This window comes from Providencia sp. PROV205 (assembly GCF_028479505.1).
Taxonomy (GTDB): Bacteria; Pseudomonadota; Gammaproteobacteria; order Enterobacterales; family Enterobacteriaceae; genus Providencia; species Providencia huaxiensis.
This window is the reverse complement of the sequence record NZ_JAMPNU010000035.1, coordinates 1-20,538: the sequence shown is the minus strand read 5'-3', so window position 1 is coordinate 20,538 and position 20,538 is coordinate 1. Positions and strand designations below refer to the sequence as shown.

At 40.8% G+C, this 20,538-nt stretch carries 16 protein-coding genes and 1 pseudogene; 3 read left to right on the top strand and 14 right to left on the bottom strand.

All coding sequences use genetic code 11. The features are described 5' to 3' along the window. Positions 1–437: 437 nt before the first annotated feature. Complete coding sequence (gene rpiA / locus PR800_RS18060; protein WP_102137421.1) at positions 438–1,100, bottom strand: ribose-5-phosphate isomerase RpiA; 663 nt, start codon at positions 1,098–1,100, stop codon at positions 438–440. Positions 1,101–1,303: 203 nt separating this feature from the next. Here rpiA and PR800_RS18055 point away from each other — a divergent pair, with 203 nt between their 5' ends. Next, on the top strand, positions 1,304–2,215 hold the full coding sequence (locus PR800_RS18055; RefSeq protein WP_102137420.1) for a LysR family transcriptional regulator ArgP: 912 nt from the start codon (positions 1,304–1,306) through the stop codon (positions 2,213–2,215). Here PR800_RS18055 and PR800_RS18050 read toward each other — a convergent pair. The 4 genes from PR800_RS18050 to PR800_RS18035 all read right to left on the bottom strand — a co-directional run bounded on the left by PR800_RS18050 (position 2,212) and on the right by PR800_RS18035 (position 5,339). Continuing rightward, positions 2,212–2,946 carry an oxidative stress defense protein gene (locus PR800_RS18050; protein ID WP_195697529.1) on the bottom strand — a complete coding sequence of 245 codons (735 nt, stop codon included), beginning with the start codon at positions 2,944–2,946 and terminating at the stop codon, positions 2,212–2,214. The genes PR800_RS18055 and PR800_RS18050 overlap by 4 nt on opposite strands. Positions 2,947–3,098: 152 nt before the next feature. Next, positions 3,099–3,734, bottom strand: coding sequence for an arginine exporter ArgO (gene argO / locus PR800_RS18045; protein WP_102137418.1), 636 nt, complete (start codon positions 3,732–3,734; stop codon positions 3,099–3,101). A 224-nt stretch (positions 3,735–3,958) separates the two neighbouring features. After that, positions 3,959–4,831, bottom strand: coding sequence for a small-conductance mechanosensitive channel MscS (gene mscS, locus PR800_RS18040; RefSeq protein WP_166267668.1), 873 nt, complete (start codon positions 4,829–4,831; stop codon positions 3,959–3,961). Between the two features lie 142 nt (positions 4,832–4,973). Next, a complete protein-coding gene (locus PR800_RS18035; RefSeq protein ID WP_102137416.1) occupies positions 4,974–5,339 on the bottom strand; it encodes a YacL family protein in 366 nt (121 codons plus the stop codon). A 99-nt stretch (positions 5,340–5,438) separates the two neighbouring features. On the opposite strand from PR800_RS18035, the pseudogene PR800_RS18030 reads away from it, so the two are divergent. After that, a pseudogene (locus tag PR800_RS18030) lies at positions 5,439–5,579 on the top strand (VOC family protein); the annotation flags it as partial. Between the two features lie 62 nt (positions 5,580–5,641). On the opposite strand, the gene acnB reads toward PR800_RS18030, so the two are convergent. The 9 genes from acnB to nadC form a co-directional block, all read right to left on the bottom strand. Next, a complete protein-coding gene (gene acnB / locus PR800_RS18025) occupies positions 5,642–8,239 on the bottom strand; it encodes a bifunctional aconitate hydratase 2/2-methylisocitrate dehydratase (RefSeq protein WP_166267666.1) in 2,598 nt (865 codons plus the stop codon). Between the two features lie 441 nt (positions 8,240–8,680). Next, positions 8,681–9,034 (bottom strand): VOC family protein, encoded by a 354-nt coding sequence (locus PR800_RS18020; protein WP_166267664.1) that lies wholly within the window; start codon positions 9,032–9,034, stop codon positions 8,681–8,683. Between the two features lie 227 nt (positions 9,035–9,261). Continuing rightward, a complete protein-coding gene (locus PR800_RS18015; RefSeq protein WP_166267662.1) occupies positions 9,262–9,624 on the bottom strand; it encodes a hypothetical protein in 363 nt (120 codons plus the stop codon). A gap of 7 nt (positions 9,625–9,631) precedes the next feature. After that, positions 9,632–10,987 carry a hypothetical protein gene (locus PR800_RS18010; RefSeq protein ID WP_246516982.1) on the bottom strand — a complete coding sequence of 452 codons (1,356 nt, stop codon included), beginning with the start codon at positions 10,985–10,987 and terminating at the stop codon, positions 9,632–9,634. Positions 10,988–11,280: 293 nt separating this feature from the next. After that, a complete protein-coding gene (gene lpdA / locus PR800_RS18005; RefSeq protein ID WP_102137409.1) occupies positions 11,281–12,708 on the bottom strand; it encodes a dihydrolipoyl dehydrogenase in 1,428 nt (475 codons plus the stop codon). A 204-nt stretch (positions 12,709–12,912) separates the two neighbouring features. Continuing rightward, entirely contained in the window at positions 12,913–14,769 is a 1,857-nt protein-coding gene (aceF, locus tag PR800_RS18000; RefSeq protein ID WP_210843279.1) for a pyruvate dehydrogenase complex dihydrolipoyllysine-residue acetyltransferase, read from the bottom strand. A 13-nt stretch (positions 14,770–14,782) separates the two neighbouring features. After that, complete coding sequence (gene aceE, locus PR800_RS17995) at positions 14,783–17,449, bottom strand: pyruvate dehydrogenase (acetyl-transferring), homodimeric type (RefSeq protein WP_102137407.1); 2,667 nt, start codon at positions 17,447–17,449, stop codon at positions 14,783–14,785. Positions 17,450–17,620: 171 nt separating this feature from the next. Beyond that, on the bottom strand, positions 17,621–18,391 hold the full coding sequence (gene pdhR / locus PR800_RS17990) for a pyruvate dehydrogenase complex transcriptional repressor PdhR (protein ID WP_004261987.1): 771 nt from the start codon (positions 18,389–18,391) through the stop codon (positions 17,621–17,623). A 729-nt stretch (positions 18,392–19,120) separates the two neighbouring features. Then, positions 19,121–20,023, bottom strand: coding sequence for a carboxylating nicotinate-nucleotide diphosphorylase (gene nadC / locus PR800_RS17985; RefSeq protein ID WP_102137406.1), 903 nt, complete (start codon positions 20,021–20,023; stop codon positions 19,121–19,123). Positions 20,024–20,129: 106 nt separating this feature from the next. Here nadC and ampD point away from each other — a divergent pair. Beyond that, a partial coding sequence (ampD, locus tag PR800_RS17980; protein ID WP_272531220.1) for a 1,6-anhydro-N-acetylmuramyl-L-alanine amidase AmpD occupies positions 20,130–20,538 on the top strand: 409 nt, incomplete at its 3' end.

Genomic DNA, 20,538 nt, shown 5'->3' with positions numbered 1-20,538 from the left:
CCTATCGTGAACGTACTTAAGATTTATAACAGATGAACCTATGTGTTTGCCTAACATAGCTCAAGAGAGATAACATCCATCTACCTTGAGCTATGAAGCGTATACCAACATAGCAAAAAATAGCGCAGTAGCAATACAACCGTTTGCTTAATGGATGCTAAAAAGCGCGAAGAAAAAGAAGTAAAATGGTAGAAAATCAGGGGTGGTAACACAAAATAAGGATTTTTCCTGTACAATGCCTATTTGTGTGAGATATATCACCAAAATAGCCAGACATTAAAAAAAATAAAATAAATTTCAAATTGATGATATTTATAAAACTGGTTAATTAATTTAGCTTCTATCAAATCATAGACTAATGACAAAATACCAGTAAAACAAAAAAACCAGCGGGTATAACTCCACTGGCTTATTGGAATAATTAAATATGATATAGATTATAACTTGATGGTTTTAACGCCTTCGTTTGCAGTCCCCATCAATACAACATCAGCACCGCGATTGGCGAATAACCCAACGGTCACAACCCCCGCAATCCCATTAATCGTATTTTCTAATGCCACAGGGTCAACGATATTTAAATTATGGACATCTAAAATCACATTGCCGTTGTCTGTAATCACATTTTGACGGTACTCTGGCGTACCACCCAGTTTAACCAATTCACGTGCCACATAGCTACGCGCCATTGGGATCACTTCAACAGGCAGTGGGAATTTACCTAGTACATCAACTAACTTAGATTGGTCAACGATACAGACAAAGGTTTTTGCAATTGCGGAAACAATTTTTTCACGTGTTAAAGCCGCACCACCGCCTTTGATCATATTCATATGGTGGTCAACTTCATCAGCGCCATCAACATAAACATCTAATGAATCCACTTCATTACAATCAAATACTGTAATACCCAGTGATTTTAATTTTTGAGTTGATGCTTCTGAGCTTGATACCGCACCTTCTATTTGGCCTTTCATTGTGGCTAATGCATCAATGAAGTGTGAAGCCGTTGAACCCGTTCCAACACCAACAATAGTGCCTGGTTTTACGTAATCAAGTGCTGCCCAACCTACCGCTTTTTTTAATTCGTCCTGAGTCATACTCATGCCTTTTAAGATTTAATTGAGTCGTGATTAAGGTTATTAATAACTAGTATATACCGGACACCCAATAAGTTGCAGCTTTGTTCTCTGTATTTATGTCACGGTTCTTGGGATTTACGCCACAACAATAATATTTTTAAGTGTTGCGTGTAAAAATATGGCATAGTGCTTGGTAGAATAACAACAAGGAGATTTTTTTGATGAAGCGCCCTGACTATCGCGCATTACAAGCACTGGATGCCGTTATCCGTGAACGCGGCTTTGAGCGTGCGGCTCAAAAGCTCTGCATCACGCAATCTGCTGTGTCACAACGTATAAAGCAGTTAGAAAACCTGTTTGGGCAACCACTACTTGTGCGTACCGTTCCGCCGCACCCAACTGAACAAGGGCAAAAACTGCTAGCACTGCTTCATCAAGTTGAATTATTAGAAGAGCAATGGTTAGGTGATGAAAATAGTGGCTCAACCCCGTTGTTACTCTCACTTGCCGTCAACGCTGACAGCTTGGCAACTTGGTTTCTTCCTGCCCTAAACCCTGTATTAGGCAATAGCCCTATTCGGCTAAACATTCAGGTTGAAGATGAAACACGGACTCAAGAACGTTTAAGACGCGGCGAGGTGGTCGGCGCTATCAGTATTCAACCCCAAGCCTTACCGGGTTGTTTAGTCGATAAACTTGGCGCACTGGACTATATTTTTGTTGCGTCACCTGGCTTTGCGGCAAAATACTTCCCTGATGGTGTGACTCGCTCTTCGTTATTAAAAGCACCTGCGGTTGCTTTCGACCATCTAGACGATATGCACCAAGCCTTCGTACAACAAAACTTTGGTTTGTCACCGGGCAGTGTTCCATGCCATATCGTGAACTCCTCGGAAGCCTTTGTGCAGTTAGCGAAACAAGGTTCTACCTGCTGTATGATCCCACATTTGCAGATAGCCAGTGAATTAGCGAATGGTGAATTGGTTGATTTAACCCCGGGGTTATGTCAGCGACGGATGCTTTACTGGCACCGCTTCGCACCTGAAAGCCGTACAATGAAAAATGTGACTGACGCCCTATTAAAAACGGGGCGCCAGATGTTAAAACAAGAAGATGAACCCGCAAAAAGCTAGCGTTTTAATTCAAATACCACATCGACTTGGTCATTAAAATCAATACTCTGTTGTTCATAGGTCTCATCAATCTTGAGGTCTTGAGCAACAGAGGCTTTCATCGCCCCACCATAATTTCTTGCAGCCATTGGGTATGGCACCGCAGCTGGCGCATTATAGTTAATGCTATACACAGGACCTAACTGGACATTAAAGCCTTTTGCTAAGATATTGGCTTGTTCTGTCGCATTTTTAATCGCTTGAGACCGTGCTTCATCACGATACTGTTGCGGGTTAGCCACACCAAACTGTACTGAGTTGATTTCATTGAGACCTGCGGCTAAAGCACCATCTAACAAGACATTAAGTTGGTCTAATTTCTTCACTTCCACTTCAACAGAACGTGTTGCCGTGTAGCCTTCGATGGTTGATTTTTGCTTCACGCTACTGTAATCATATTTAGGCTGAGTTCGCACATTTGCCGCGTTGATATCTTCTTTTTCAATGCCATTTTTCTTAAGAAACTCAAAATACTCTGCAACTCGCTTATCGACGCCAGCTTTCGCAGCTGCCGCATCTTTTGCAGTGACTGTCACAAGAATGTTCAGCGTCGCCATATCTGGAGTCGCTTTCACTATTGCATTACCCGAAGTTGTAATGTGTGGGCCATTGGGTAACGGATCAGCCAAAGACATGGTAGGAACCGCAGCACCTGCTACCATCGCAGCTAAAACTAAAGATTTTAATTTCACAGAACCTCCCAAGAAAATTATTTATCGCTAAAAAAGGGATAATTGGTAATAAACTATCCCTGAGCTCAATTTAACAGTAACACATGAAACAAAAAGTACAGTCAGAATAATGATAAATTGAACTTTATTGCTTGTCTGTTGAAGATATATTGTTATTGAGAAATCAAACCGAGTCCCTTAAGCCCCTGTATCGCAAGTTGAAATGCAATAAACCACATCACACTCCCCACGAAAATGTTAATAATGCGCTGTGAACGCGGTTTATTTAACACGGGTGAAAACCAAGCAGCAAGTATCGCCAATGCAAAGAACCACACAAATGACGCCGTTAGCGCTCCAGCCGTAAACCAAGGTCGTAACTGGTTTTCTAACTGTCCACCGACACTACCTAGAACCACAAAGGTGTCTAAATAAACATGTGGATTCAGCCAAGTGACGGCAAACAGTGTAACAATCACTTTCCACCTTGTGATAGCCCGGCTTTCCGTTTGAAGTATGACCTCATCAGGGCTGAACGCTGTACGAAACGCACCATAGCCATACCACATAAGAAATGCTACGCCAGCCCACGTGATCAATTGCATTAATATTTCAGACTGGCTGAGTAAAGCACTGCCACCAAACACACCTGCGATAATTAAAACGGTATCACTTAAAGCGCATAATAATGCACTCATTAAATGAAACTGCTTTCGGCTTCCTTGCTGTAAGACAAATGCGTTCTGTGGTCCTAAAGGTAATATCATTGCAGCACCTAATAGCGCACCCTGTAAATAGATCGAAAACATGTATTAATTCCAATTTTTTATTCAATTAATATGCATGAATATTAGCGACAAAAAGTTATTAGTGGAAATGATTAAGTCTAATAGGTCATAAGTATCACTTATAACCAAAAATGCATCGGTAAGAAAAATATCGGGGTGGAAATATAGGAGTGAGAAATGAATAAGAGCCCATCGAAGACAGGCTCTTATTTTCAGTGAAACTGCTGAATATGACTTTCTAAATATTACTCTGCAGCATCTTGCTTGATAGGCGCATTTTGCTTATGAACATGAACATCCATTTGTGGGAATGGGATACCAATATTATGTTTGTCCAGAGCGCGCTTAAACTCTTCTAGCAAATCCCAATATACAGGCCATGCATCACCATTAGTGGTCCAAAAACGCACTAAATAATTTAATGATGACGGAGCCATATCATGTAAACGGATAGTGACGCCTTTAGCATGCTGAATACGGCTATCCGCAGCGACGATATCACCTAATACTTTTTTCACCACATCAATATCAGAATCATAAGCAACACCCACAATAATATCTTGACGGCGATTAGGCTCACGACTGGTATTAATGATGTTATCAGCAATTATCTTCCCATTAGGAATAACAATAATACGGTCATCTGCGGTTCTTAACGTCGTTGAAAATATTTGTACATTTTGCACTGTGCCTTCAACAGCACCGATTGAGACATACTCCCCCGCTTTTAGTGGCCTAAATACCACCAGCAACACACCTGCCGCAAAGTTACCCAGCGAGTTTTGTAATGCTAAGCCAACAGCTAAACCGGCCGCACCCATTACCGCGATCACAGAAGCAGTTTGTACGCCAATTTTCCCTAATACCGCAATGAAGGTGAATGCAACAATGGTATAACGTGCTATCGCTGATAAAAAGTCACTGACTGTTGAATCAATACCTTTCATGGTCATCACGCGATGTAAACCACGCCCAACCCATTTTGCAATCATCATCCCGACAATCAAGATAACAATTGCAGACACGATATTCACAGCATACTGAACTAACAGATCTTGGTTTGCCACAAACCAATTCGTTGCATCATTCAACGCGCCTGTAACATCATCAGTATTCATATATATATACCCTTTAGGATCCAATTATCAATATTAACCCCAACCAGTAAATCTTTAAAAAAACGTTTAATGGCTGGCCGTACATTGCAAATAATAGCGATGATTTATTAAAATACAAAACAAATCACTAAATAAAATTATTCTATCTATTTTCTATAACAAAAATTCGATAATCCTTTAGCATTAATAAGAAGTCATCAGTGCCGCAAAATGCAACACTTTCATTATCATAATAACTCATTCCTTCTTCCAACCCTTCAGTTTCAAATGATAATTGGTTGGCGCGGATCATCACTTCTTCATCATCAAGCAACAATGTATATTCGTGGCCAATAAGCTCCCATTGTTTTTCACTGCCTTTGATTTTTTCGTAATTTTCTTCAATAGCATCTAACAGACTAAGGTCATTTTTGACCTCTTCATTAAGCCAATATCCAATAGCCTCATGATCCATCGAGAATTTAGCGGAGATAGCTCCGGTGATATCTTGGAAAAATTGGTAGTCCATATGCAGTCCCTCTACTCTTGCGTTATTGACGCTAGTATAACGCGAGTCAAACCGCTTTGTTGAGAGGTATTACCAACAGAAAAAATAAAATTGAGTAATGACGTGCAAAAGCATATTGAACAACAAGGTATAAAAATTATCGAAGGGCCGGTGAATCGGACTGGTGCTACTGGAGCAATTAGATCTATTTACTTACGTGATGTCGATTTAAATTTAATCGAAATTTCTGAATATATTTAGCGAATATACCCAATTAAAAAAGGCCCCTAACATTAGGAGCCTCCATGATTAATATTACCTTGTTACACGGCTGTTTGGAAAATCACGCCATCCGCTTTTTCGGTATATTGTGATAACTGGTCAAAGTTCAAGTAACGGTAGGTATCCGCTGCTGTTTCATCGACCTTATCCATAAATTGCAGATACTCTGCTGGTGTTGGTAAACGACCTAATAAAGAGGCTACCGCTGCCAGTTCTGCTGATGCGAGGTAAACATTCGCACCTGTCCCTAAACGGTTCGGGAAGTTACGCGTTGAAGTGGAAACGACCGTCGCTCCATCAGCTACACGTGCTTGGTTACCCATACACAGTGAACACCCTGGAACTTCAATACGCGCACCACTCTTACCAAAGACGCTGTAGTAACCTTCTTCAGTTAATTGTGCTGCGTCCATCTTAGTTGGTGGCGCAACCCATAAACGCGTTGGTAATTGGCCTTTGTGGGAATCCAATAACTTACCTGCTGCACGGAAGTGGCCAATGTTTGTCATACAAGAACCGATGAAGACTTCATCAATTTTCTCGTTTTGAACATCAGACAATAAACGTGCGTCATCTGGGTCGTTTGGTGCACACAGAATTGGCTCTTTGATATCATTCAGGTCAATTTCAATGACTGCTGCGTATTCCGCATCTGCATCACCTTCTAGCAGTTGTGGATCTGCTAACCAGTTTTCCATCCCTTTGATACGGCGTTCAATAGTACGACGATCACCATAGCCTTCTGCTATCATCCATTTTAATAGAACGATATTCGATTGCAGGTATTCGATAATTGGCGCTTTATCTAATTTGATAGTACAACCCGCTGCTGAACGCTCTGCTGACGCATCCGCTAATTCAAACGCTTGTTCAACTTTCAGCTCAGGCAAACCTTCGATTTCTAAGATACGGCCAGAGAAAATGTTTTTCTTACCTTTTTTCTCTACGGTCAGTAAACCATCTTTGATTGCATACAGTGGGATTGCATGAACAAGGTCACGTAATGTGATACCCGGCTGCATTTCACCTTTAAAGCGAACCAGTACTGACTCAGGCATATCCAGAGGCATTACCCCTGTTGCTGCAGCAAATGCGACCAAACCAGAACCCGCAGGGAATGAAATACCAATTGGGAAGCGCGTATGTGAGTCACCACCTGTACCGACGGTATCAGGTAATAGCATACGGTTTAACCAAGAGTGAATAATACCATCGCCTGGACGCAGAGAAACACCACCACGGTTCATGATGAAATCAGGTAAGGTATGGTGCGTTGTGACGTCAACAGGCTTTGGATACGCAGCAGTGTGGCAGAATGACTGCATAACCAAATCTGCAGAGAAACCAAGACAAGCCAAGTCTTTCAGCTCATCACGGGTCATTGGGCCAGTTGTATCTTGTGAACCTACAGAGGTCATTTTTGGCTCACAGTATTCACCAGGGCGAATACCTGGGCGACCGCAAGCACGACCAACCATTTTTTGTGCTAATGAGAAACCACGGTTGCTTTGTGCAACGGATTTCGCGTGACGGAATACATCTGTTGCTTCTAAGCCCAGAGATTCACGTGCTTTGCTGGTTAAACCACGGCCGATAATCAGTGGAATACGACCACCCGCACGGACTTCGTCAATCAGCACATCTGTTTTTAATTCGAATGTTTCGAGTAGCTCACCCGTTTCATGGTTACGCACTTCACCTTTAAATGGATAGATGTCAATCACATCCCCCATATTCAGTTTAGAAACGTCCACTTCAATTGGTAATGCGCCCGCATCTTCCATTGTATTAAAGAAGATGGGTGCAATTTTGCCGCCCAATACTACCCCACCGCCACGTTTATTTGGCACAAATGGGATATCGTCACCCATAAACCATAGCACGGAGTTAGTCGCTGATTTACGAGAAGAACCAGTACCGACAACGTCACCCACGTAAGCCAGTGGGAAACCTTTCTTATTCAGCGCATCAATTTGCTTGATTGGGCCAACATTACCCGCATCATCTGGTTCAATACCATCGCGTGCGTTTTTCAGCATTGCTAATGCGTGTAATGGGATATCTGGACGTGACCATGCATCAGGGGCTGGCGATAAGTCATCTGTGTTAGTTTCACCAGTCACTTTGAACACAGTTACGGTCATTTTTTCAGCTAACGCAGGGCGCTCTTTGAACCACTCGGCATTTGCCCATGATTCAATAACTTGTTTCGCGTGAACATTTCCCGCTTTCGCTTTTTCTTCTACGTCGTAGAAGTTATCAAACATCAGTAAGGTGTGGGAAAGTGCTTTAGCGGCGATTGGCGCAAGTTTTTCGTCATCCAACGCTTCAATTAGTGCATGGATGTTATATCCGCCCTGCATAGTCCCTAGCAGTTCAATGGCTTTTTCAGGGGAGATAAGAGAAGAGGAAGTTTCGCCTTTAGCTATCGCGGCTAAAAATCCAGCTTTTACGTACGCTGCTTCGTCAACACCAGGGGGGACGCGGTTGGTCAGCAGGTCTAACAGGAAATCTTCTTCACCTTTGGGTGGGTTTTTGAGTAACTCTACCAGTGCAGCTACTTGTGACGCATCTAATGGCTTAGGGACAATCCCTTGAGCGGCACGCTCGGCTACGTGCTTACGGTATTCTTCTAGCACGACGTTCTCCTCGCTTCATTGTAATTTGTATACCCGGCTGTCTGCACCATACTGACAAAATTATCATCCGGTGCCAGGTCAGAGGAATTTGCTCGCATAATCTCAATGGCGGTAAAATTATGCCCAGCTTCGGGCGATCAGCATAGCAGAATTTAAACGTAATGTTAATTCATTCACAAGAAAGCAACATTTAACTACTAACTTTACGCCTTAACACTTCATTACTGGTTATTTTTCAGCTTAAGATACTATTAATCATCGTAAAATGCCGAAAAAACCATACTTTTTATAATGCATTTTAAAATTTAAAGCACCCTAATTAGTGCCTTTTTTCATCAGCTATCACAAATTATATTTTTTATCGCAATTTTATTTATATTACTAATTGATAAGGTAAATCATTGCGATTGGTTTTAATCCTTTTAAAGGTTTTAATGGATTTTACCGCCCTTTTAAACCAATTAAATTGCCAAACGGGTCTTCAAGTTGGCACATTCGGTTGTTACCATCTATTAACATTGGCCCGCGGTACAGTTTTGCCCCTAGTTGAGTGAAATGCTCAAAAGCCAAATCAAAATTATCGACTTGCCAATACAATACCGTTCCCTTTTTACCCTCACTAACTTTTTCATCCGCTTGCACCACTTCTATCGTGAAGTCTCCGACATTCAGTAAGGTGAAATCAAAATCAGGCAAGTATTCTGCCTTTGCTTGTGGAAAAGCTTGCTGATACCAAGCCAAACCTGCTTGAACATCAGGGACATGAATTAAAATTGCAGTGGGTTTTAGTTCCATAGCGCTTTCTTATTAATAGGTATTATTTTGTTTTAGCTTACACCAATGATTGAAAGTTAGTAAATGTAGATAAGGTGTAAACAATGGCCAAACCAGCGATTGCTTACGCCTTGAGCATCATCAAGTCAGATCATTTGACCCTGTAAATATACAGAATTATTTACAGGGTCTTACAGAGTCATCTAAGGAAATTATTGTATTGACCTAAACCTATTTAGATAGAAAATTTAAGAACCCACATATTTTCCGGATCCATCCATCCATAAAATCGCTGGCATTTCATAAAAATAGAAGTTCAAGTCATCATCATCCTCTGCTTTAGCATTTTCAGGCCAGTATTGTTCAAGATGATTAACAATTTCTTGACTATTAGCATTCCAATACGGAATGTTTTTGCCTAAAGGATCATCAGGAGAACAGAATCTAATTATTTGCTTCTCTAATAACTCTTTTATCATAGAAAAGAATATCCCCCTATGTTCATAGAAACACTTGTTTGGATTCCAACTCACTATGGAACCAAACAACCCTGATAACCATAGCCCTTTTGCATCACCAATAATCTCATCAAAATGTAGAGTTTTTTCCATTATAGACTCACTTTAAAAATTTTATTTCTGCTGGTGCAGCATCCTTAGCAATACCTCTTGGAATATCAATCGTCCAAGCCTTCCCTGTTTCACTTGCAGAATGAGAAAAATCACGTAGATTGAAGCTCCCATTTGGAGTTTTAACAGTATAAATATTCCCTTTTCCCGGAACAGCCCTTACTTCCGGTAAAACTCTATTACCTGTTAACTCAACAAAATACTGCTTAATTTCTACTTCTGATGCTCCATTAAAAATCTTTGCGTTACCTTTGTTTGGCGTTTCAATTAAAGTCCTATTTCCTATTTGAATGCCAGATCTACTATTATCATATTCAAATAATTCTTTAATTTCATTTTTTCTATTAGAAACTTGAATTGTTTGTTGTTTAAGCCTTTGATCATCGGGCTCAAGTCCATTAGGAGTGCCACTTACGCTACCACCAGAAGTCTCTAAAGCACCTTTTTCTTCTACCCCTAACTCCATTCCAACATTTGGATTTTTTGCTGCTTTATCTATATCATTTGAGCAACTCATTCCGAAAGTACAATCAAACGTTTCCGCTAGGCCATCGCGAATATTACCTAATGCCTTTTCGATACCTTTTGCAATACTGCTATCTGCTGTTTGTGTTACTTGTGAATTTGAACCAACGCCATGAGGTAATGTAGGAACATTCGGTGTGGGAACGGCAAATACACTACTTTGGGCTATTTTCAGCTTATTTAATTCATTTACATTAAACTGAATTTTATCCGTAATATTTTTATGTTGTCTCTTAATTTCGAGCAATTGATTTCTAGCATCACGGTCAGCTCGCTTATTAACCGCATCTATATATAGATCTATATTATCAAAAGGAAACCTCGGTATACCCGGTATATTATCGTCAAAATCATCTGCGAGGAGCCTGTCTCTATCTTCAATTGTGCGAAATTTAAAGGTTGCTGAAATTTTTAATTTTGAGGAGTCTGAAGATTGAAAATGCCATTTGTACGTACATGGATATTTTTGTGGATCAATGATAAATTTCCAGCCAGGCGATTTTTCAATCTCCGCAATATCCTTTCTCAATATAATTAAATCATTTTCAATTAATGTTTGTTTAGATTTTAAATTATCCTTAATTTTAATCGAAGGATTTTTAAAAATGTCGACTTTGTGATTATTAACATCATCATGAATGTCAGTTAGTTTTATATTATCATAAAGATTTTCATGTAAAATACATTTTAATTTTTCATACCTCCCAGTTAAATCAATATCTTCATGAGCATTATCATAATTATTAAAATAGTCATTAAGATGTTCTCTTGGATTGTTTCCCCATACAGTTATTGTACCTAGATGTGTCACATCATCCATAAACTAACTTCCTTATTAGTTATCAATAAAAAATAGAATAAAGAAATTAGAATTTAATATTTTTATAGTCAACTAACTGTTATTATTAATAAACATTCTATTATTTAAAATTAAATACACATTACTTATAAAATGATTAATATTGATTTTAATAAATAATTGGATAAAAGCATGTGACTAATTGTTTATATTCACAAAAACAAAAAAAGCCAACGTGTTTCCACATTGGCTTCATTCGCTTTGGTGATAAACAGCATACTAGAGATACTGTTTATCTATGCGATTAAAGAAAATTATTTTTTCTTTTTCGCTTTAGCGTTTGGTAAATCAGTAATGCTACCTTCGTAAATCTCAGCAGCCATACCGATTGATTCGTACAGTGTTGGGTGAGCATGGATAGTTAGTGCTAAGTCTTCCGCATCACAACCCATTTCAATTGCTAAGCCGATTTCACCCAGTAATTCACCACCGTTCACACCGACAACAGCCCCACCGATAACACGGTTAGATTGTTTGTCGAAAATCAGTTTAGTCATACCTTCTGAGCAGTCAGATGCAATTGCACGGCCTGACGCAGCCCATGGGAAAGTTGCAACTTCATAGCTGATATTTTGTTCTTTCGCTTCTTTCTCAGTTAAACCAACCCATGCAACTTCTGGCTCAGTATAGGCGATGGATGGAATAACTTTCGGGTCAAAGTAATGTTTCAGACCAGAGATAACCTCTGCGGCAACGTGACCTTCGTGAACACCTTTGTGAGCCAACATTGGTTGACCAACGATATCACCAATAGCGAAGATGTGTGGAACGTTAGTGCGCATTTGTTTATCCACACGGATAAAGCCACGGTCATCAACTTCAACGCCTGCTTTGCCTGCATCCAAGTTTTTACCGTTAGGAACACGACCGATTGCCACTAATACTGCATCATAACGTTGTGGTTCTGCAGAAGCTTTTTTACCTTCCATAGAAACGTAGATACCGTCTTCTTTCGCTTCAACTGCCGTTACTTTAGTTTCTAACAACAGATTGAATTTTTTACTGATTTGTTTGGTGAATACTTTAACCACATCTTTGTCAGCCGCTGGGATGACTTGGTCAAACATTTCAACCACATCGATTTGAGAACCCAGTGCATGATACACAGTCCCCATTTCTAAACCGATGATACCCCCACCCATAACCAGCAGACGCTCAGGAACTTCAGTCAGTTCTAATGCATCTGTTGAATCCCAAATACGCGGGTCTTCATGTGGAATGAATGGTAATTGAATTGGACGGGAACCCGCAGCAATGATTGCGTTATCGAAATTGATAGTTGTGCTACCATTTTCACCTTCAACAACCAGCGTGTTGGCACCTGTGAATTTACCGAAGCCGTTAACTACGGTAACTTTACGGCCTTTAGCCATACCAGCCAGACCACCCGTCAGCTGATTAATGACTTTTTCTTTCCATAAGCGAACTTTGGAAATGTCAGTTTTTGGCTCACCAAAAACGATACCGTGTTCTGCTAAAGCTTTTGCTTCTTCGATCACTTTTGCAACATGAAGTAAAGCTTTAGAAGGGATACAGCCAACGTTTAAACAAACACCACCAAGGGTTGAATAACGTTCTACTAAAACAGTTTCTAAACCTAAGTCAGCGCAACGGAAAGCCGCAGAATAACCTGCAGGGCCTGCACCAAGCACAACGACTTGGGCTTTAATTTCAGTACTCATCATGACCTCTTTTTGTTTTGTCCAGCGGTACTGCTGAATAAACGATCTTCCACTGGAAAAGTACACACCGAGAGCAGTTTACAGAATTGTTAACACCCTGAAAAGGCTCATTTCGTGATGTAACTCCCAACCTTTCGTAGCGGCAGCAAAAAATTCTGCCCCAGCCTAAATAAAACAGACCGGCTTATTCGCCGGTCTTATTATTTACATCACTAAACGGCGAATATCGCTCATTAATTGCCCTACTAGGGTGATGAAGCGAGCTCCATCAGCACCATCGATTACACGATGGTCGAAGGACAGTGACATTGGCAGGATCAAGCGAGGAACAAACTCGCTACCATTCCAAACAGGTTTCATTGAAGAACGTGACAGCCCCATAATTGCAACTTCTGGTGCGTTCACGATTGGTGCAAAACCGGTTGTTCCGATACCACCAAGGCTTGAAATCGTGAAGCAGCCACCTTGCATATCAGACGCAGTCAATTTACCTGCACGCGCTTTCTTAGAAACTTCCATCAGTTCACGAGATAACTCTAAAATGCCTTTTTTGTTTACGTCTTTGAAGACTGGAACAACTAAGCCATTTGGTGTATCTACCGCAATACCGATGTTGATATATTTTTTCAGGAACAGGCGCTGCGCATCTTCAGAAATAGAGCTATTAAAGCGCGGCATTTCTTCCAGAGCACGAGCAACCGCTTTCATGACAAAAACTAATGGTGTGATTTTCACATCCAGTTTTTTCTTTTCAGCTTCTTTATTTTGTTGCTTACGGAATTCTTCAACTTCAGTGGTATCCACTTCTTCCATCAGCGTAACGTGTGGGATCATTACCCAGTTACGGCTCAGGTTAGCACCAGAGATTTTTTGGATACGACCCAGTTCAACTTCTTCAACTTCACCAAATTTGCTGTAGTCCACTTTCGGCCATGGCAGCATACCAGGTAAACCGCCACCTGCTGCAGGAGCTTCCGCACGTTTTACGGCATCTTTCACGTAAGCTTGAACGTCTTCACGCAGGATACGGCCTTTACGGCCTGTGCCTTTAACTTTCGCTAAGTTAACACCAAATTCACGCGCTAAGCGGCGAATAACTGGTGTTGCATGGATGTATGCATCGTTTTCAACAAATTCAGTTTTGCTGTCAGTTGTTTTTGCTGGCGCTGCTGGGGCTGGAGCGGCCGCAGGAGCCGGAGCAGATGACTGAGCTACTGGAGCCGCTGCTGGAGCTGCACCTGCCACTTCAAAGGTCATGATCAGCGAGCCAGTTTTCACTTTATCGCCAGTCGCAATCTTAATTTCTTTAACGGTTCCCGCAAATGGCGCAGGAACTTCCATTGATGCTTTGTCGCCTTCAACGGTAATGATTGATTGCTCAGCAGAAACGGTATCACCCACTTTTACCATCACTTCAGTGACTTCAACTTCATCACCACCGATATCTGGTACGTTGACATCTTTAACCGCTGAAGCAGCTGGCGCTGATGGCGCTGCAGCTTGAGCAGCCGGAGCCGCTACAGGAGCCGCGCCTGCAACTTCAAAGACCATAATCAGTGAGCCAGTTTTCACTTTATCACCGGTTACAATTTTAATTTCTTTAACGGTTCCCGCAAATGGTGCAGGAACTTCCATTGAGGCTTTATCGCCTTCAACAGTGATTAAAGATTGCTCAGCCGTAACCGTGTCACCAACTTTAACCATAATTTCAGTAACTTCAACTTCATCGCCACCGATATCTGGTACAGCAACATCTTTCGATACCGCTGCGCTTGGTGCTGCCGCTGGAGCTGCTGGGGCTTCTGCAGGAGCAGGCGCTGCTGCACCCGCCTCCGCTTCGAATACCATGATTAATTTGCCTGTTGTCACTTTATCGCCAACAGCAATTTTAATTTCTTTTACCACACCCGCTTGTGGAGATGGGACTTCCATAGAAGCTTTATCACCTTCAACGGTAATAAGCGATTGCTCAGCTTCTACTTTGTCACCAACTTTAACCATCACTTCGGTGACTTCAACTTCATCAGCACCGATATCAGGCACTTGGATTTCAATAGACATTGATTTTTACCTCTTATGCCAAACGTGGGTTAACTTTATCTGGGTTGATGTTGTATTTTTTAATCGCTTCTTCAACGACTTTTACATCAATCTCACCACGTTTAGCTAATTCACCTAACGCTGCAACAATCACATAGGATGTATCCACTTCAAAGTGGTGACGCAGGTTTTCACGACTGTCTGAACGACCGAAACCATCTGTACCCAGAACGCGGTAATCACTTGCAGGAACATAAGTACGAACTTGTTCTGCAAACAGTTTCATGTAGTCAGTTGATGCGACTGCAGGTGCATCGTTCATAACTTGTGCAATATAAGGAACACGTGGTGCCTCAGATGGGTGCAGCATGTTCCAACGCTCACAATCTTGACCATCACGTGCCAATTCAGTGAATGAAGTCACGCTATAGACATCAGAACCGATTCCATATTCAGCAGACAGAATATCCGCTGCTTCACGCACGTGGCGCATCATCGAACCTGAACCTAATAGCTGAACTTTACCTTTGCTACCTTCAACAGAAGCCAGTTTATAGATACCTTTACGGATACCTTCTTCTACGCCTTCTGGCATTGCTGGCATGTGGTAGTTTTCATTCAGCGTCGTGATGTAGTAATAAACGTTTTCTTGTTTCTCACCGTACATACGCTCTAAGCCGTCTTGCATGATCACCGCAACTTCGTAAGCGAAAGCTGGGTCATAAGAAATACAGTTAGGAATAGTCAGTGATTGAATATGGCTATGGCCATCTTCATGCTGTAGACCTTCACCATTCAGTGTTGTACGGCCTGAAGTACCACCAATTAAGAAACCACGTGCTTGTTGGTCACCCGCTGCCCACATCAAGTCGCCAATACGTTGGAAACCAAACATTGAGTAGTAGATATAGAATGGGATCATCGGCAGGTTGTTAGTGCTGTATGATGTCGCAGCCGCTAACCAAGAAGAACCCGCACCCAGCTCATTGATACCTTCTTGCAGAATTTGACCTTTAGAGTCTTCTTTATAGTAAGCAACTTGCTCACGATCTTGCGGAGTATATTGCTGACCTTTAGGACTATAGATACCGATTTGGCGGAATAGACCTTCCATACCAAATGTACGCGCTTCATCAGCGATGATTGGTACTAAACGTTCTTTAATCGATTTGTTTTTCAACATGACGTTCAACGCACGAACGAACGCGATAGTTGTTGAAATTTCTTTAGATTGTTCTTCCAATAATTGGCTGAAATCTGCCAGTGCAGGAATATCTAATTTTTCATCAAAGGTTGAACGACGAGCTGGCAAATAACCACCTAACGCTTGACGGCGTTCATGTAGATATTTGTACTCTTCGGAATCTTTTTCAAACGTAATGTATGGCAGTTTTTCAATTTGCTCATCAGCAACAGGCACATTGAACTGATCACGGAAATGACGAACGCCATCCATGTTCATTTTCTTCACTTGGTGAGCAATGTTTTTACCTTCTGCAGTTTCACCCATACCATAACCTTTAATGGTTTGCGCTAGAATAACAGTCGGTTTGCCTTTAGTTTCTTTGGCTTTTTGGAATGCAGCATACACTTTCTTCGGATCGTGACCACCACGGTTCAGAGCCCAAATCTCATCATCAGTCATATCTTTAACTAATGCTGCAGTTTCTGGGTAACGATTAAAGAAGTGTTCACGAACGTATGCACCGTCACGTGATTTAAAGGTTTGGTAATCGCCATCTAAGGTTTCGTTCATCAGTTGAACAAGTTTACCGCTCGTATCTTTACGCAGTAATTCATCCCAACGGTCGCCCCACATAACTTTGATAACTTGCCAGCCAGCACCATTAAAGATACCTTCTAGTTCATTAACAATTTTACCATTACCAGTAACTGGGCCATCTAAACGTTGCAGGTTACAGTTGATAACAAAAACTAAGTTATCTAATTTATCGCGAGTTGCGATAGTAATTGCACCTTTAGATTCTGGCTCATCCATCTCACCATCACCAAGGAATGCATATACACGCTGAGCTGATGTATCTTTCAGCCCACGGTTATCAAGGTATTTCAGGAATTTAGCTTGATAGATAGCATTAATTGGCCCCAGCCCCATTGACACTGTCGGGAACTGCCAGAAGTCAGGCATTAATTTAGGGTGTGGATAAGAAGACAGACCATTTCCACCAATTTCTTGACGGAAGTTGTTCATTTGCTCTTCAGTTAAGCGGCCTTCCAAGAACGCACGTGCGTAAATACCAGGAGAGATATGACCTTGGAAGAAGACTAAATCTCCGCCGTCATTGTTATTATGTGCACGGAAGAAGTGGTTAAAGCACACTTCATATAAAGTTGCTGATGACTGGAAAGAAGCCATGTGGCCACCCAGTTCTAAGTCTTTTTTGGAAGCGCGTAAAACAGTCATCACTGCGTTCCAACGAATTGCAGAGCGAATACGGCGCTCTAAATCCATGTTACCAGGGTATGCCGGCTCATCTTCAACAGCTATTGTGTTGATGTAATCAGAATGACCAGATGCACCAGCGGCAATATTAACACCGCCTTTACGTGCTTCGCTTAATACCTGTTCGATAATAAACTGAGCACGATCAACACCTTCTTCACGGATGACCGATTCAATCGCCTGTAGCCAGTCGCGAGTTTCAATCGGATCCACGTCATTTTTTAACATATCTGACATGGTGTATTCCTTATCTGTTATCTATTTTATATGTTTATGTGGAGCCTATCTTCCTGCTATTTTCCTCATTGCTGTAAAACAGCAGGAAGATAGGCCCTGATGTAGTTGCCGCTTTAACTCTTAATTAGAGTACTCACAATAATATAGACGCAGCAGTCAGGATCTATATTATTAATTCAAATCAGGATGTTGCTGTAACCGACGTAAAGAACGTTCTCTGCGAGTTTGCTCTCGGCTAATATCCAACAGTAGATCTTCGATAAAGGCTAAATGACGATGAGAAGCTTCACGTGCTTTTTCAGGTTCTCTTGCCATTATAGCGGCAAAAATCTGTGCTCGATGTTCACTAACTGCTTTATACATTTCTTTACGGGTATATAAGAACTCGAAATTCTGACGAATATTTTGTTCTAACATCGGGATCATACAACGCAAAAGGTGTAATAAAACGACATTATGAGCAGCTTCAGTCACAATGAGTTGATATTGTAATACTGCGTCTGACTCTGCTTCTAGCCCGCCATTTTCTTGCGCTGTCTTAATTAATTCATAGCTTTGGCGAATCCGTTCAAGATCCTCATCTGTGCCACGAAGTGCTGCATAATAAGCTGCAATACCTTCAAGGGCATGGCGAGTTTCAAGGAGATCAAATTGAGATTCAGGATTGCCTTCAAGTAGCTGAGCCAAAGGGTCACTAAAGCTTTGCCACATTTTCTTTTGTACGAAGGTTCCGCCACCTTGGCGGCGAGATAAAAGGCCTTTAGCCTCTAACGTTTGAATTGCTTCACGCACTGATGGTCGAGATACGTCAAACTGCTTTGCAAGTTCGCGTTCAGGGGGCAGCTTTTCGCCAGGGCGTAATGTCCCTTCGAAAATAAGATGTTCGAGACGCTGCTCTATTACATCTGATAACTTTGGTTGGCGAATTTTACCGTAAGTCATAATCTGCCATATTCATAAGTGAGTAACTATTGATTATGTATTACCCAGTGTTAATTGGTAATACCAATTTATTTATGGGTTAATAAAGTAACAAAGTATTCACTATCTGTCCATAAAGACCTTGCGCTAAATCATAAAATCCTGCAAATCTTAACAATTTTTTTTAAAATTTAGCATGAATTGATAACCTAATATGTAATTTAGCATGACATATTTTAACATTAAAAACGATTTTTTATGCTAAAATGCAAAAACTGAACCGTTAAAGCAACCAGTTGAGTGAATTTAAATTCACAATTAATGAATTTAAAAACAAACAACCCCCTTAATAGCAATTTTTACTCCCCAAGACTGCAAGTGTGTTAATTTTATGTTAACAAAACAGTTCAACCCAAACTTAACTAAAATTTATTTGATAGATTTACATTCAAGCCTATCCATTACCTTAGAATAAAATTGATGAAGAAAATAAAATAGCGCTGTAATGTTTCAATTTATTGATGAACAAAAAAAATGCAATAATGTTTCGATTGATGAGGAACTACAAATATTTCGTGGTAATCCCTTAATTCGTTGCAACCCCTTAGATATTTAAATCAATATCAAAGTACAGTTAGGCGATAAGTAAGTAGGATGCCCACATCCGACTTAACACGAATAGATAACGTGTATTAAAGCTTTATTAGCAATACTATGGCTAAGGCATCCCGAATTGATTAATTAGATCAATTACCCATTCTTATCAATAAAACGCATAGACAAATCCATGGCTTTAATATGCTTGGTTAACGCACCAACAGAAATAAAATCAATCCCTGTTTCTGCGAATTCTTTTATCGTTGCTAATGTGACATCACCGGAAACTTCAAGTGCGGCTTTTCCTGCGGTTAACACGACAGCTTCTTTCATCATAACTGGAGTAAAGTTATCTAACATAATGATATCAGCTTGCGCTTTCAGGGCTCGTAATAGCTCATCTAAGCTTTCAACTTCAATTTCAATTGGGACATCAGGATGTGCGTTACGTGCTAGTTCAACAGCTCGTTCAACTGAACCGGCCGATATAATGTGGTTTTCTTTTATTAAGTAAGCATCAGATAAACCTAGGCGATGGTTAAACCCTCCCCCCATCAATACTGCATATTTTAAAGCGGTCCTTAAGCCTGGGATAGTTTTACGTGTATCAAGTAACTTCGCTCTTGTACCTGTGATTTGTTTTACATATTCAGCAGTTATACTTGAAACAGAAGAAAGCGTTTGAATAAAATTCAAAGCCGTGCGCTCACCAGTTAATAAAATTTGTGATGGGCCATGCATCTCACAAAGAACTTGATTAGGAGCCACGGTTTCACCATCTTGAACCTTCCAATCAATTTTGACTTGCCCGCCAAGTTGAAGAAAGACTTCATCTAACCATTGCTTACCGCAAAAAACACCTTGTTCACGAGTAATAATTCGAGCACTCGCTTGCCTATCCGCATTTAACAACTGACCAGTAATATCCTTTTTATAATCAACAGATTGACCTAAGTCCTCTTTCAAAGCCACACTGACCATAAAAGGAATATCAATCTGTAACCGCTCAAAAAGTTTTTCGCGTCTTTGTTGTTCATCATATCGCCGTATAGTCATTTTTAACTCCAAAATATACACTCGCTTCGTTTCATCTATGCTAATCTTTCCGTTTGCAGATAACGAGTGCTAACAAAAAAGAAAAGAGAATACTATGGATAACGATATGAAAATACATAATGGTTGGCTAAATAATGTGACTCATATCCCTTCTCCACATCATGATGAGCGCCCCACTAATGCCATACCTTCTCTTCTAGTCATTCATAATATCAGCCTTCCACCGGGTCAATTTGGTGGCCCTTATATAAATCAATTATTTACAGGGACTTTAAACCCTGATGAACATCCATTTTTTAATGAAATTAAACACCTTCGTGTTTCAGCTCATTGCCTAATACGCCGTGATGGTACAATTATTCAATATGTCCCTTTTCATTTACGAGCTTGGCATGCAGGCCAGTCTTCTTACCAGGGCCATGAGAAATGTAACGATTTCTCTATTGGTATTGAACTAGAAGGTACTGATTTTGATCCATTTACAGAAGAACAGTATCAGTCCCTAACTTATTTAA